Annotated in this window: 11 protein-coding genes; 6 read left to right on the forward strand and 5 right to left on the reverse strand. The window is 71.9% G+C overall.

The window, feature by feature from the left end; translation table 11 throughout:
- The first annotated feature begins 13 nt into the window (after positions 1 to 13).
- Positions 14 to 1,177 carry an exonuclease SbcCD subunit D gene (locus ACFYO0_RS00450; RefSeq protein WP_388668279.1) on the forward strand — a complete coding sequence of 388 codons (1,164 nt, stop codon included), beginning with the start codon at positions 14 to 16 and terminating at the stop codon, positions 1,175 to 1,177.
- The gene (locus tag ACFYO0_RS00455) at positions 1,174 to 4,173 is read left to right on the forward strand and encodes an AAA family ATPase (RefSeq protein WP_388668282.1); all 3,000 of its coding nucleotides are present in this window, start codon (positions 1,174 to 1,176) and stop codon (positions 4,171 to 4,173) included. The genes ACFYO0_RS00450 and ACFYO0_RS00455 overlap by 4 nt, the downstream gene beginning before the upstream one ends.
- Positions 4,174 to 4,230: 57 nt before the next feature.
- Here the strand turns inward: ACFYO0_RS00455 and ACFYO0_RS00460 are convergent, their stop codons facing one another.
- Entirely contained in the window at positions 4,231 to 4,677 is a 447-nt protein-coding gene (locus ACFYO0_RS00460; RefSeq protein ID WP_352370563.1) for an Lrp/AsnC family transcriptional regulator, read from the reverse strand.
- Between the two features lie 186 nt (positions 4,678 to 4,863).
- On the opposite strand from ACFYO0_RS00460, the gene ACFYO0_RS00465 reads away from it, so the two are divergent.
- The 3 genes from ACFYO0_RS00465 (at position 4,864) to ACFYO0_RS00475 (ending at position 6,924) form a co-directional block, all read left to right on the forward strand.
- Positions 4,864 to 5,307 carry a rhodanese-like domain-containing protein gene (locus ACFYO0_RS00465; RefSeq protein ID WP_388670773.1) on the forward strand — a complete coding sequence of 148 codons (444 nt, stop codon included), beginning with the start codon at positions 4,864 to 4,866 and terminating at the stop codon, positions 5,305 to 5,307.
- Positions 5,308 to 5,381: 74 nt separating this feature from the next.
- The gene (locus ACFYO0_RS00470) at positions 5,382 to 5,897 is read left to right on the forward strand and encodes an immunity 21 family protein (protein ID WP_388668285.1); all 516 of its coding nucleotides are present in this window, start codon (positions 5,382 to 5,384) and stop codon (positions 5,895 to 5,897) included.
- A 181-nt stretch (positions 5,898 to 6,078) separates the two neighbouring features.
- Positions 6,079 to 6,924 (forward strand): SDR family oxidoreductase, encoded by an 846-nt coding sequence (locus ACFYO0_RS00475; RefSeq protein WP_388668288.1) that lies wholly within the window; start codon positions 6,079 to 6,081, stop codon positions 6,922 to 6,924.
- Positions 6,925 to 7,027: 103 nt separating this feature from the next.
- Here ACFYO0_RS00475 and ACFYO0_RS00480 read toward each other — a convergent pair whose 3' ends face one another.
- On the reverse strand, positions 7,028 to 8,719 hold the full coding sequence (locus ACFYO0_RS00480) for a DUF885 domain-containing protein (protein ID WP_388668290.1): 1,692 nt from the start codon (positions 8,717 to 8,719) through the stop codon (positions 7,028 to 7,030).
- A gap of 60 nt (positions 8,720 to 8,779) precedes the next feature.
- Positions 8,780 to 9,280: an Lrp/AsnC family transcriptional regulator gene (locus ACFYO0_RS00485; protein WP_388668293.1), complete on the reverse strand. Its 501-nt coding sequence runs from the start codon at positions 9,278 to 9,280 to the stop codon at positions 8,780 to 8,782.
- Between the two features lie 90 nt (positions 9,281 to 9,370).
- On the opposite strand from ACFYO0_RS00485, the gene ACFYO0_RS00490 reads away from it, so the two are divergent.
- On the forward strand, positions 9,371 to 10,585 hold the full coding sequence (locus tag ACFYO0_RS00490) for a trans-sulfuration enzyme family protein (RefSeq protein WP_388670776.1): 1,215 nt from the start codon (positions 9,371 to 9,373) through the stop codon (positions 10,583 to 10,585).
- 6 nt (positions 10,586 to 10,591) lie between these two features.
- Here ACFYO0_RS00490 and ACFYO0_RS00495 read toward each other — a convergent pair whose 3' ends face one another.
- Both ACFYO0_RS00495 and ACFYO0_RS00500 read right to left on the reverse strand, forming a co-directional pair.
- Positions 10,592 to 11,929 (reverse strand): GNAT family N-acetyltransferase, encoded by a 1,338-nt coding sequence (locus ACFYO0_RS00495; protein ID WP_388668296.1) that lies wholly within the window; start codon positions 11,927 to 11,929, stop codon positions 10,592 to 10,594.
- A 97-nt stretch (positions 11,930 to 12,026) separates the two neighbouring features.
- Complete coding sequence (locus ACFYO0_RS00500) at positions 12,027 to 13,619, reverse strand: alkaline phosphatase D family protein (RefSeq protein WP_388668299.1); 1,593 nt, start codon at positions 13,617 to 13,619, stop codon at positions 12,027 to 12,029.
- Positions 13,620 to 13,628 lie beyond the last annotated feature (9 nt).

The raw sequence follows: 13,628 nt of genomic DNA on the forward strand, positions 1-13,628 counted from the left end.
AGTCTCGGGGATCATGAGGCTGCTGCACACTTCCGACTGGCATCTCGGCCGGGCGTTCCACCGGGTGAACATGCTCGGTGCCCAGGCCGAGTTCATCGGCCACCTGGTCACGACCGTGCGCGAGCGCGGGGTGGACGCGGTGGTCGTGTCGGGGGACGTGTACGACCGGGCGGTGCCGCCCCTGGCCGCGGTCGAGCTCTTCGACGACGCCCTGCACCGGCTGGCCGACCTCGGTGTGCCGACGGTGATGATCTCCGGGAACCATGACTCGGCGCGCAGGCTGGGGGTGGGAGCCGGGCTGATCGACCGCGCGGGCATCCATCTGCGGACCGAGCCTTCGGCGTGCGGCACGCCCGTGGTGCTGGCCGACGCCCACGGCGACGTGGCCTTCTACGGGCTGCCGTATCTCGAACCAGCCCTGGTGAAGGACGAGTTCGGAGTCGAGAAGCCCGGTCATGAGGCGGTGCTCGCGGCGGCGATGGAGCGGGTCCGCGCCGACCTCGCCACGCGAGCGGGGGGAACCCGCTGCGTAGTCCTCGCGCATGCCTTCGTCACCGGGGGCGAGGCCAGTGACAGCGAGCGGGACATCACGGTGGGCGGGGTCGCCGCCGTACCGGCCGGGGTCTTCGACGGGGTCGACTACGCGGCACTCGGTCATCTGCACGGCAGCCAGACCATCACCGAGCGCGTGCGCTACTCCGGCTCCCCGTTGCCGTACTCCTTCTCGGAGGCCGACCATCGCAAGAGCATGTGGCTGGTCGATCTGGGAGCGGACGGTTCGCTCGACGCCGAGCGGATCGACTGCCCCGTACCGCGCGCTCTCGCCCGTGTCCGAGGGCGGTTGGAGGACCTGCTGGCCGACCCGGAGCTGGCCCGGCACGAAGAGGCGTGGGTCGAGGCGACCCTCACCGACCCGGTGCACCCCGCCGACCCCATGGCACGGCTCAGCGAGCGCTTCCCGCACACGCTGAGCCTCGTCTTCGATCCCGAGCGGGCGCCCGACGACCCGGACGTCTCGTACGCCCGGCGGCTGGCGGGACGCAGCGACCAGGAGATCGCGGAGGACTTCGTGGCCCATGTGCGCGGCGCGGGACCCGACGCGCGCGAACAGGCCGTGCTCCGTGACGCGTTCGACGCCGTACGCGCGGACGAGGCCGTCCACGAGGTGGCCCGATGAGGCTGCACCGGCTGCACATGACCGCGTTCGGGCCCTTCGGCGGCGCCCAGGCGGTCGACTTCGACGAGCTGTCGGCCGCCGGGCTCTTCCTGCTGCACGGGCCGACCGGCGCGGGCAAGACCTCGGTGCTGGACGCGGTCTGCTACGCCCTGTACGGGTCGGTGCCGGGCGCCCGGCAGAGCGGCCAGGGCATGACGCTGCGCAGTGACCACGCCGCGCCCGGCACCCGTACCGAGATCCGGCTCGAACTCACCGTCGCCGGGCGGAGGTTGGAGATCACCAGGCAGCCGCCCTGGGAGCGTCCCAAAAAGGGGAACCGGCCGGGCACAACCGTCGACAAGCCGCAGAGCCGGCTACGCGAGTACGACGCGTCGGCGGGCTCCTGGAAGGACCTCAGTCGCTCCCACCAGGAGATCGGTGAGGAGGTCAAGCAGCTGCTCGGCATGAACCGCGAGCAGTTCTGCCAGGTCGTACTGCTGCCGCAGGGCGACTTCGCGCGCTTCCTGCGGGCCGACGCCGAGGCCCGCGGCAAGCTCCTCGGCCGCCTCTTCGACACCCGCCGTTTCGCGGCCGTCGAGCAGCGCCTGGCCGAGCTGCGGCGCGCGGCGGAGGCCCAAGTACGCGAAGGGGACGCGGAGTTACTCGCTGACGCGCACCGTATGCAGCAGGCCGCCGGGGACATCGTGGAGCTGCCGCTGCCCGATGTGGCGCCCGGAGACACAGGGCTCGCCGAGTCCGTACTGTCCTGGGCCGCGATCGCCCGCAGTACCGCACGCGAACGGTTCACCGTTGCGCACTGCGCCCAGAAAGCCGCCGAGTCGGCGCAGTCGGAGGCGGATCGCGTTCTCGGTGACGTACGCGAAGTGGCGCGGTTGCAGCAGCGGTTCACCGAGGCGCGGGAGCGGGCCGCGCGCCTGGAGGAGCACTCCGGTACGCACGGGGAGGCCCGGGCGCGGATGGAGCGTGCTCGCAAGGCCGAGGCCGTGGCGCCCGCGCTGTCCCTGCGCGACGCCGCGGAGGCCGAGCACCGGCGGGCCGCTGCCGACGAGACACACGCGCGTGCGCTGATCCCGGAGACTTTCGCCGACGCCGGCGCCAGTGGCCTCGCGGCTGCCGCACGCAAGGCCGCCGAGGAACTGGGCGGCCTGGAATCGGCCCGCCGGGCCGAGCACCGGCTGGCAGAACTCGCCACCGAGCGCGAGGCCCTGGACCGCCAGGAGCGCGCCGACGAGGACGTGCTCCAGGATGCGGAGAGCTGGCTCGCCTCCTGGGAGACCACCCACGCCGGGCACCAGGCGCGCATCGAATCGGCGCAGGAGGGCGCCACTCGCGCCGAGCAACTCGCCGTACAGCGCGAGCCCGCCCGGACGCGGCTCGAGGCAGCGCGGCTGCGGGACCAGCTCGCCGGCGACACGGAAGACGCCCACGCCCGCGTGCTCGCCGCGCGAGAGCACGCCGCCGACGCCCGTGCCCACTGGCTCGACCTCAAGGAACAGCGCCTGAAGGGCATCGCCGCGGAACTCGCCGCCGCTCTCGTGGACGGCGAACCCTGCGCAGTCTGCGGTGGCACCGAACACCCGGCGCCCGCCCGGAAGATCGCCGGACATGTGGACCAGCAGACGGAGGAGTCCGCGCTCGTCGCCTATCAGGAGGCCGACGAGCAGCGCGCCGAGGCCGAGCGGAGGCTCGGCGTCGTACGCGAGGCGCTGGCCGCGGCGACCGCCGAGGCCGGCGACGCTCCCACCGCGCAACTCGCCGAGCAGGCCGAGGAGTTGGCGCGGCAACACGCCGAGGCGCGCGAAGCCGCCTCCGGTCTGCACGCGGCGAGCGAGGCCCTGAGACAGGCCGAGCGCGAGCACGAGCGGCGGCTCGCCGCCCGTCAGGAAGCCGCGCTGCGCGCCGCCTCACGCGCCGCGCGCCGGGAGACCCTCGACCGCGAAGGGGCAGGACTGGCGGAGGAGTTGGCGCAGGCCAGGGGCGCCGCGGGCAGCGTATCGGCGCGGGCCGCGCAACTGGAGCGGCAGGCGGCGCAGTTCACCGAGGCCGCGGAGGCCGCGCGCCTGGCGGCGGACACCGCGCAGCGGCTCAAGGACGCCGACGCGCGACTCGCCGACGCGGCCTTCCGCGCCGGGTTCGACACGCCGCAGGCCGCGGCAGCCGCGCTCCTCGACGACGCGGCTCACCGCGACCTCCAACGGCGGCTCGACGCCTGGCAACAGGAGGAGGCAGCCGTACGGGCCGTACTCGCCGAGGCCGACACCGCCGAGGCCGCCCAGCAGCCGCCCGCCGACCTCGCCGCCGCGGAACAGGCCGCCGCCGATGCCGCCCGCCGGGTCCGCGAGGCCGCTTCGGCCCGCGACGCCGCCGCCCGGCGCTGCACCGAACTCGACCGGCTCACCCACCGGGCGACCGCGTCCGTGCGCCGACTCGGTCCGCTGCGCGAGGAGTACGACCGCGTGGCCCGCCTCGCCACCCTCGCCGCGGGCACCTCCGCGGACAACGAACGCAAGATGCGCCTGGAGTCCTACGTCCTCGCCGCCCGCCTGGAACAGGTCGCCGCCGCCGCGACCGCACGCCTGCAGCGCATGTCCTCCGGCCGGTACACCCTCGTTCACTCCGACGACCGCGCCGGACGTGGCCGCAGTGGCCTGGGACTGCACGTCGTCGACGCCTGGACCGGCCGCGAACGCGACACGGCGACACTCTCCGGCGGCGAGACCTTCTTCGCCTCCCTCGCCCTGGCGCTGGGCCTGGCGGACGTCGTCACCGACGAGGCGGGCGGTGTCCGTCTCGACACCCTCTTCATCGACGAGGGCTTCGGCAGCCTCGACGACCAGACCCTCGACGAGGTACTCGACGTCCTCGACTCGCTGAGGGAGCGCGACCGCAGCGTCGGCATCGTCAGCCACGTACCGGATCTGCGGCGCCGCATCCACGCCCAGCTGGAGGTGGTGAAGGGGCGGTCGGGGTCGGTCGTACGGCAGAGGGGGCGGTGACCGGTCGGGCGGCGCGGTGACGGCGGCCGCGAGCGATGAGGTGGCAGGGCAGCGGGATCAGTGGCCGATGGGACGCCGGGGCAGCGGTGACGAGTACACGACGCTCGTGGTCACCGAGCCGAGCGTGCCGAGCTTGCCCGTCACCTCCTCCAGGTGGCTCATGGAGCGCACCGCGACCTTGATGACGAAGCAGTCGTCGCCCGTGACGTGGTGCGCCTCCAGGATCTCGGGGGTCGCGGCGACAAGATCGTGGAACGGCTTGTAGTTCCCGGTCGGATAGCGCAGCCGCACAAAGGCGAGGATCGGCAGCCCCAGCCTCTCCGGGTCCACGACAGCCGCGTACCCCTGGATGACGCCCGCCTCCTCCAGTCGGCGCACTCGTTCGGTGACCGCGCTCGCGGACATGGAGACGGCACGGGCCAACTCGGCGAAGCTGGCCCGGCCCTCGCGCTGGAGGACCTCGAGGATGCGCCAGTCGGTGGCGTCCGGGGAATACGCGGTCATGGTCGAGGAATAGCAGAGGAATCCCCGGCTGACCATGGGTGAGACCGTGGATCGCCCCTTCAGAAGGGCGGATTACCGGCCGTAGATTCTTGAGCACGAAACCCGACGGAAGGCCACACCGTGACCAAGACCGCGACTGCGACCGGCAACACCACGACCACCACCGCCGTGAACCCGGTTCTGCGCATGCCCCCGGCGTCCCCCGCCGCAGCCGCCGCCCACTTCCGCGCGAGCCTCGCCTTCCACGCGGACGTGTCCGACGTCGCCGCCACGCTCGCGGCAGACGGCGACCCCGGCTTCGTCGTCCTCGACTCCCGCTCCACCGAGTCCTGGGACCAGGGTCATGTGCCCGGCGCGATCCATCTGCCCACAGCCCTCATCCCCGAGCAGGCCGAGCAACTCCTCGACAAGTCCGTGCCGGTCGTCACCTACTGCTGGGGGCCGGGCTGCAACGGCGCGACCCGCGCCGCCCTCGCCCTCGCCCAACTCGGCTTCCAGGTCAAGGAGATGCTCGGCGGCTTCGAGTACTGGGTGCGCGAGGGCTTCGAGTTCGAGACCTGGGAGGGCCACGAGCGGCGTAAGCCCGACGTGTTGACCGCACCGGCCGACGCGGCGGACTGCGGCTGCTGAGCACTCTGCTGCCTATGGGACTCATGGGTGACACAGCCATTTCCGTGTCACCCGGTGCGTGTAGCTTCTCCCGCATGGTGAGTCACGCGGATCAAGGTGCGGTCGAGTGGGTGGAGTCCGGCGGTGGGCCCCTCATAGCGATCCCGGAGGTGGTGCTGCCGTTCTGGACGGGGGCGGACGGCGTCGAATTGGCGTCCGACTACGACCGGGCCTGTGACGTGGACGGCTACATCGGTCTGCTTCCGGTCGGCAACGCCACGGCCCTCGTCCTCGGCGACGATCCCGCCTCGACCGCCTATCTGCCCGAGCACGGCACCTTCGTACGGTGGTGCGCCGCGGAGTCGGAGAGGCAGCTGCTGGCCGGTGTTCCGGCGGCGCTCGACGCGGCGGTGTGGCAGCGGGAACTCCACTGGGACATCCCGGGAGCCGTGGTCCTGTTCGACGCGGCGTGGCCCGGTAACGACGCCGAGAAGGCGGGGCATCTGCGGATCGCGCTGGAAGCCGGGCGGTACGCGGTCCGGGCGGCGTATGCGGAGCCCGGGCCCGAGACGTGGCTGGGGCTGGTCCAACTGCGGCGGGTCGCGGGCTAGGCGCCAGGCGCTCCGCTGGGGATGCGGTTGGAAGCTGCGGGTTCGTCGTGGCTGGTCGCGCCCACGCGGCGGAGCCGCAAATCGATACAGTCCCGCGCCCCTGAGCGGCCTGTGGCCGCATCAGGGCGCGGTGGAAAAATCATGTGCGGCCCGAGCGCCCGCCCCACCATCATGGTGCGCCATGCCCCAACTCCCGCACCCCACCGCCGAATCACTGCGCCGCGACCCCTTGCCGCTGCGCGGCCGTACCGCCCTCGTCACCGGCGCCAGCAGACGCGGAGGCATCGGCTACGCCGTGGCCCGGCGGCTTGCCGCGTACGGAGCGAGTCTGTATCTGCACCACCATGTGCCGCACGATGCCGCCATGCCGTGGGGTGCGGACCGTCCCCAGGAGGTGGCCGAGGGCGTGCGCGAGGTGCTCGGGGACCCGGAGGCGCGGGTGGTCGACGGTCCGGGCGACCTGTCCGACCCGACCGTGCCCGCCGAACTGGTCGCACGGGCCGCGGACGCACTCGGCGGGCGTCTCGACATCCTCGTCGCCAACCACGCCCTCTCCGGCGACGACGGCACTCTCGACACCATCGACGCCGCGATGCTCGACGCCCACTGGGCGGTCGACACCCGCTCCGTGCTGCTGCTCGTCCAGGCCTACGCCCGGATGCGGGCCGCTTGCCCGCCGCGGACTCCGGGCGGGCGTGTGGTGATGATGACCTCCGGGCAGGACATCGCGGGCGGCATGCCGGGCGAGATCGCCTACGCCCTCCAGAAGGGCGCCCTCGCCTCGATCACCCGCTCCCTGGCGACCGCCCTCGCTGACCTCGCCGTCACCGTGAACACCGTCAACCCCGGCCCCGTCGACACGGACTACATGACCGGCGACGACTACGAGGCCGTCGCCGCGATGTTCCCGGCCGGCCGCTGGGGCATACCCGACGACCCCGCCCGCCTCATCTCCTGGCTCGCCACGGACGAGGCCGAGTGGATCACCGGACAGGTCGTCGACTCGGTGGGCGGGTTCCGGCAGTGAGAGGCTCGTCCCATGTGATCCCGGCCTGGCCTGCCTGACGTCGACCCTGCGTACGTGCTGCCGAGGGAAGACCTCGGGCAGCACGTACGCGCCCACCGCGCAGTCAGAGCTGGGAGAGCTCGTCAACCAGGTCGTCCAAGCCCAGAGACCCCTGCGACAGCGCCGCCATGTGCCAGGCCTTGGCGTCGAAGGCTGCGCCATGGCGGCGGCGTGCGTTCTCGCGGCCCAGCAGCCAGGCACGTTCGCCGAGTTTGTAACCGATGGCCTGGCCGGGGATGCAGAGATAGCGGGTGAGCTCGCTCTCCACGAAGTCCGCGGGGCGGCTGCTGTGCGCGCCGAAGAACTCCTGGGCCAGCTCGGGCGTCCAGTGTTCGCCGGGGTGGAAGGGCGAGTCAGCCGGAATCTCCAGCTCCAGGTGCATGCCGATGTCGACGATGACGCGGGCCGCGCGCATCATCTGGGCGTCCAGGTAGCCGAGCCGCTGCTCGGCGTCGGTGAGGAAGCCGAGCTCGTCCATGAGCCGCTCCGCGTACAGCGCCCAGCCCTCGCAGTTGGCGCTCACGCCGCCCACGGTGGCCTGGTAGCGGGAGAGGTTCCCGGCCACGTGCACCCACTGCGCCAGCTGGAGGTGATGGCCGGGGACGCCCTCGTGGTACCAGGTGGACACCAGGTCGTACACCGGGAAGCGGGTCTGCCCCATCGTCGGCAGCCACGTACAGCCGGGGCGTGAGAAGTCCTCGGACGGCGGCGTGTAGTACGGGGCCGCGGCGCTGCCCGGTGGGGCGATGCGGGACTCCACCTTCCGTACCCGCTCGGCGAGTTCGAAGTGCGTGCCGTCGAGCGCCTCGATCGCCTGGTCCATCAGGCCCTGCAGCCAGTCGCGGACCTCGTCGACGCCCTCGATGTGCCGGCCGTGCTCGTCGAGGTGCGCGAGCGCCACCCACGGTGTCTCGGCGCCGGGCAGCACCTTCTCGGCCTCGGTCTTCATCTCGGCGAGCAGGCGGTGGTACTCGGACCAGCCGTACGCGTACGCCTCGTCGAGATCCAGATCCGTACCGTTGAAGTAGCGCGACCAGCGCGCGTACCGCTCGCGGCCCACGGTGTTCGGCGCGCCCTCGATCGTGGGCGCGTACACCTCGCGCATCCAGTCGCGCAGTTCGACGACAGCCGCGGTCGCCGATCGGGCGGCCTCGTCCAGTTCCGTACGCAGGGAGGCGGGACCTGCCGACGCGAAGTCCTCGAACCAGCCGCGGCCCGCACCGTCCGTGTCCGACCACTCGGTGAGCTGGCCGATGAAGGTCGCGGTGGGGCGGGGGCCGGCGTACAGCTTGCGCTCCAGGCCGAGAGCGAGGGATTCGCGGTAGCCGGCCAGCGCCGTGGGCACCGCGCGCAGCCGCTGGGCGATCGCGGCCCAGTCCTCGTCCGTCTGGGCCGGAGTCACGGTGAACACCTCGCGCACCGAGTGCGCGACCGTGGCCAGGTTGCCGACGGATCGCAGCCCCTCGTCGGCCTCGTGCACGGCGAGTTCGGCGGTCAGCCGCTCGCGCAGCAGACGTCCGCAGCGGCGCTCGATGTCGCTGTCCGCACCCGGCTGCCGCTCCGCCTCGTCGAGCCTCGCGAGCGTCGCCCGCGCCAGCTCGGCGAGCGCCTCCTGACCGGCGGGCGAGGTGTCGGGCAACCTGCTGGAACTCTCCTTCACGCCGAGATACGTACCGGTGACCGGGTCGAGGGCGATGAGGTCGTCGACGTATGCGTCGGCGACCTCGCGGGGCAGCGGGCTCTTCGTCTCTGACATGCGGACATCCTCATACGGAGAGACCGTGCGCGTCAGCCGGATATACGGGAGCCGTGCGCGTCAGCCCGGTTCCACGCCGGTCGTGCGCGGGGCGGGCGGCAGCAGCGGTCCGCACTCCCACTGCTGGAAGATCAACCGCGTCTCGACACGGGCCACTTCGCGCCGCGAGGTGAACTCGTCGAGGACCAGCCGCTGCAGATCCGCCATGTCCGCCACCGCTACATGGACGAGATAGTCGTCGGGGCCGGTGAGATGGAAGACGGTACGGGACTCCGGCAGCGCCCGGATCCGTTCCACGAACGGCCCCACCAGCTCCCGCCGATGCGGCCTGACCTGCACGGACAGCAGCGCCTCAAGGCCCCGCCCCAGCTTGGTCGGATCGAGCCGCAGCTGATGGCCGAGGATGACGCCCGCCCGGCGCAGCCGCGTCACCCGGTCCAGGCAGGTCGAGGGTGCGACGCCGATCTGCGCGGAGAGGTCGCGATAGGTGGCCCGTGCGTCGTTCTGCAACAGCCGCAGAAGATGGAGGTCCACCGGATCGAGTACGACGGATTCGGACATCGCCCGAACGTAGCACGGGATTTTGCGCCCGTACTCCGGCCACTGTTCAGGCTGCTGGTCATGGACGTATTTGACGACGCGTACGACGTGATGGCTGACGCAACGGACGTGACGGACGATGTGCGGGCCCTGGCCACCGAGGCCGTGCACGCCGGGCGGGACGACCTCGCCCGGCAGGGGCTGCACGCCCCGCCGATCGACCTGTCGACGACCTATCCGTCGTACGACAGTCGCGCCGAGGCCGCCCGGATCGACGCCTTCGCCGCGAACGGCGCCACCTTGGAGGGACCGCCGGTCTACGGCCGGCTCGGCAATCCGACCGTCGCCCGGTTCGAGACGGCCCTTGCCCGGCTGGAAGGCACCGAGAGCGCGGTGGCGTTCGCGAGCGGCATGGCCGCGTTGAGTGCCGTACTGCTCGTACGGAACGCGATGGGCCTGCGGCATGTCGTGGCCGTACGTCCCCTCTACGGGTGCAGCGACCACCTGCTGACGGCCGGGTTGCTCGGCACCGAGGTGACCTGGGTCGACCCGGCCGGTATCGCGGACGCGCTGCGGCCGGACACGGGTCTGGTGATGGTCGAGTCACCTGCCAATCCGACGCTCGCGGAACTCGATCTGCGGGCGATCGCGCACGCCTGCGGGACCGTGCCGTTGCTCGCGGACAACACCTTCGCCACGCCGGTGCTCCAGCGGCCCGCCGAACAGGGGGCGCGACTCGTGCTGCACAGCGCCACCAAGTACCTGGGCGGACACGGTGACGTGATGGCCGGGGTGGTGGCCTGCGACGAGGAGTTCGCCCGCCGCCTGCGCCAGGTCCGGTTCGCCACCGGCGGTGTGCTGCACCCGCTCGCCGGTTACCTGCTGCTCCGCGGTCTTGCCACGCTGCCCGTACGCGTCCGTGCGGCGTCCGCGAACGCCGCGGAACTGGCCCGCCGCCTCGCCGCCGACCCGCGCGTCACCCGCGTCCACTATCCCCGGCTCGGCGGCGCCATGATCGCCTTCGAGGTCTCCGGCGACCCCCACCAAGTCATCGCCGGGGTCCGTCTCATCACCCCCGCGGTCAGCCTCGGCAGCGTCGACACACTCATCCAGCATCCCGCCTCGATCAGCCACCGCATCGTCGACGCGGAGGACCGCCGCACGTCCGGGGTGAACGACCGGTTGCTGCGGCTGTCGGTGGGGCTGGAGGACGTGGAGGATCTGTGGCGGGACTTGGAGCGGGCGTTGGGGTCGGGGCGGGGGAGCGGACCGGCCCGGCGCGTTGCGTCGGGCCGGCCGAACCGTTCGGTGTCCACCGAGGGTTAGTCCGGGCTAGTCCCCTACGGGCTGCTCATGGTCGTACGGCAGTCGTGAACTCACCGGAGTCACGTCCAACCGCGCCGTGATGACCAGCGTGCCCTCCTCGATCTGGTAGTCGAGGGGAAGGCCGAGGCCCCGCATCGCGGCCACCATGCCCGTGTTGGACGACTGCGTGACGGCGTACACGCTGTCGCAGCCGGCCTCGACGGCCATGGTCACCAGGCGGCCGAGCAACTCGCTGCCGATGCCGTGCCGCTGCCACCCGTCCTCGACGAGCAGCGCGACCTCCGTCTCGTCGCCGTCCCAGAGGAGATGGCCGAGCCCGACCAGGCGACCCGAGGCGGTCTCCACGGCGAGTGTCCGCCCGAAGCGGGGGCTGAGGAGGTGGTTGAGGTAGCGGTCGGCGTCTCCGATCGGCCCGTGGTACCGCAGGCTGAGCGTGCGCGGCGAGCACCGGTCGTGCATGGCCTTCGCGGCATCGATGTCATGGGGGCCGGCGCGGCGCACGGTGATGGCGTTGCCCTGAGGCAGCGTCAGTACGTCCTGCCCGCGCGGCAGGCGCGGACCGAGCTGGGCGTCCAGCTCGACCAGCGCGCGGGCCCGTGCGAACTCGGTGGGCGTGAACGGAAGATACGGCCGCTCCACGGTGATCACTCCGCCTTCGGGTGCGCGCAGCCGCATCAGGGTGTTCTCGGGCGCCCCTTCGGCATGAGCCAGAGCCCCCGCCACGGGCACCTCCATGTCCGCGCCGTCCACGCCCACGGCCCCGGCGGGCAGCGACCGGATGCTGCACCGGCCCAGCAACTGCCGCAAGGCCAGGGGCAGTTCGGCCGAGTCCAGCGCCGTGCGCGTCGCCAGGCCCAGGATGCGTGTGGGCGCGTCCACCAGGTCGTGCGCGTCGGCCCGCTCGATCCAGGTACCGGCACCACCGGCCTGCGCGACCGCGCGGGTGACCGCGTTCGCGTCCACCTCCGCGGGGGCCCGCAACAGGAACTCGTCAACCGTGCCCTCGGCAAGGGGATGCGTCTGCAGGCTCAGGATGTCCACCCGCCGGCCCGCGAGTGCTGTGCACAGCGCTGCCAGCGAGCCCGGCTCGTCCCGCACGGTGGTCCGCATCCGCCAGAGGACGGCCTCCGCGCTGACGGCCTCCGGCAGGGCAGGGACCGCCTCGGGGGGCCCGGCCTCCCGCACGTCGGCGGGCGGCCGGGCGCCGGTATGACCCTTCGGAGGCGCGTGATCGTGGGTGCGTCGTTCCCACCAGCTGCGGAACCGCGCCACGAGTCCGCGGCTCCCGTGCTGTTCCGGACGGTCGTTCTTCGTATGTACTGCGTCAGTCATGTCTGGAGTCATGCAACCACTGTGCAGGAAGGGTGTTGCGTGATCACGAACGCTTTGTGACTGAGCGATTAAGACACCCTCTGTCCTGTTTAGAACTATATTTGCTGGCTTACTGCCCGACCTGGCCCGGCTGGAGAACCTTCGTGTACAGCACGGTCCCGTCCTGCTCACACAGTCGCACCGTCAGCTCTCCGCTGCCGCCGTCGATGTCGACCTCGCCGAAGAACTGGTAACCACCGGCGGGCGAGACATTCGCGACAGTGGGCGCCTTCACAAACGCCCGCTCCGGACCGAAGGTGTTGTCCAGCGCGTTCGCCGGGAAGGCACCCGCGTTCAGCGGGCCGGAGACGAACTCCCAGAACGGCTCGAAGTCGGTGAACGCGGCCCGCGACGGCTGGTAGTGCTGGGCCGAGGTGTAGTGCACGTCCGCCGTCAGCCACACCGTGCCCGTGATCCGCCGGTGCTTGATGAACCGCAGCAGCTCGGCGATCTGCAGCTCGCGTCCGAGCGGCGCGCCCGGGTCGCCCTGGGCCACGGCCTCGATGTTCGGCTTGCCGTCCCCGGTGTCCGGTACGACCAGGCCGAGCGGCATGTCGGAGGCGATCACCTTCCACACCGCGCGCGACCGCGACAGCTCCCGCTTGAGCCACTCCAGTTGCTCGGCGCCGAGGATGCCCTGCGGGTCGGTGGTCTGCGTATCGGGGGAGTTGGCGTTGCGGTACGTCCGCATGTCCAGCACGAACACGTCCAGCAGCGGACCGTGGCGCAGCACCCGGTGCACTCGGCCTTCCTTGGCGCCGGGCCGCAGGGTCGAGATCGGGAAGTACTCGCCGAACGCCTGCCGTGCCCGGGACGCCAGCACGTCGACGTTCTTCTCCGTGTACCGGGTGTCCGTGAGGGTCTCGCCCGGATACCAGTTGTTGGTGACCTCGTGGTCGTCCCACTGGACGATCGACGGCACCTGCGCGTTGAACGCCTTGAGGTGCTCGTCCAGGAGGTTGTAGCGGAAGTTGCCGCGGAACTCGGCCAGGGTCTCGGCGACCTTGGACTTCTCCTCGGTGGTGATGTTCCGCCAGGTGGTGCCGTCGGGCAGGGGCACGGTCGCGGATATCGGTCCGTCGGCGTATATGGTGTCGCCGCTGTGGAGGAAGAAGTCAGGGTCGAGCCCGGCCATCGCCTTGAAGATCGTGTAGCCGCCGAAGTCCGGGTTGATGCCCCATCCCTGGCCCGCCAGGTCGCCCGACCACAGGAAGCGCACCCCGTCGCGCCGTCCCAGGGGCGCCGTACGGAAGGTGCCGGTCACCGGCTCGCCGGTGCGGCGCGGGTCATCCGGGTCGGCGAGCAGGACGCGGTAGTGGATCTGCTCGCCGGCAGGCAGTCCGCGCAGCCGTGTCGTGCCGGTGAAGTCCGTGCCGGGGCCCAGGAGCGGGCCGTGCCATCTGCGGGCCTTACGGAACGACTCGGTCGCCGAGGTCTCCACGACCATCCGCGCCGGCCGGTCCGAACGCACCCATACCAGGCCGGAGTGCGCGCTCACGTCGCCGCTCTGCACACCCCACCCGGCCTTCGGCCGCCCCGACAAAGTGAAGGCAGGCGCCGTACCGACGGTGGCCGGCACAGCCAGCGCCGCCGACGCGGCGAGCGAGCCGCGGAGAACGCTGCGGCGCGCGGGGAGCGGGCTGCTCGACGGGCTGTCTGACATGGAACGCCT

The organism is Streptomyces sp. NPDC006365, from assembly GCF_042870755.1.
In the GTDB taxonomy this organism is placed as follows: Bacteria; Actinomycetota; Actinomycetes; order Streptomycetales; family Streptomycetaceae; genus Streptomyces; species Streptomyces xiangluensis.

Excerpts from the sequence above, each read along its gene's own strand:
- ACFYO0_RS00450 (WP_388668279.1), top strand. The coding sequence starts at position 14 with ATGAGGCTGCTGCACACTTCCGACTGGCATCTCGGCCGGGCGTTCCAC.
- ACFYO0_RS00455 (WP_388668282.1), top strand. The coding sequence starts at position 1,174 with ATGAGGCTGCACCGGCTGCACATGACCGCGTTCGGGCCCTTCGGCGGC.
- ACFYO0_RS00460 (WP_352370563.1), bottom strand. The coding sequence starts at position 4,677 with ATGACCGCGTATTCCCCGGACGCCACCGACTGGCGCATCCTCGAGGTC.
- ACFYO0_RS00465 (WP_388670773.1), top strand. The coding sequence starts at position 4,864 with ATGCCCCCGGCGTCCCCCGCCGCAGCCGCCGCCCACTTCCGCGCGAGC.
- ACFYO0_RS00470 (WP_388668285.1), top strand. The coding sequence starts at position 5,382 with ATGGTGAGTCACGCGGATCAAGGTGCGGTCGAGTGGGTGGAGTCCGGC.
- ACFYO0_RS00475 (WP_388668288.1), top strand. The coding sequence starts at position 6,079 with ATGCCCCAACTCCCGCACCCCACCGCCGAATCACTGCGCCGCGACCCC.
- ACFYO0_RS00480 (WP_388668290.1), bottom strand. The coding sequence starts at position 8,719 with ATGTCAGAGACGAAGAGCCCGCTGCCCCGCGAGGTCGCCGACGCATAC.
- ACFYO0_RS00485 (WP_388668293.1), bottom strand. The coding sequence starts at position 9,280 with ATGTCCGAATCCGTCGTACTCGATCCGGTGGACCTCCATCTTCTGCGG.
- ACFYO0_RS00490 (WP_388670776.1), top strand. The coding sequence starts at position 9,371 with ATGGCTGACGCAACGGACGTGACGGACGATGTGCGGGCCCTGGCCACC.
- ACFYO0_RS00495 (WP_388668296.1), bottom strand. The coding sequence starts at position 11,929 with ATGACTCCAGACATGACTGACGCAGTACATACGAAGAACGACCGTCCG.
- ACFYO0_RS00500 (WP_388668299.1), bottom strand. The coding sequence starts at position 13,619 with ATGTCAGACAGCCCGTCGAGCAGCCCGCTCCCCGCGCGCCGCAGCGTT.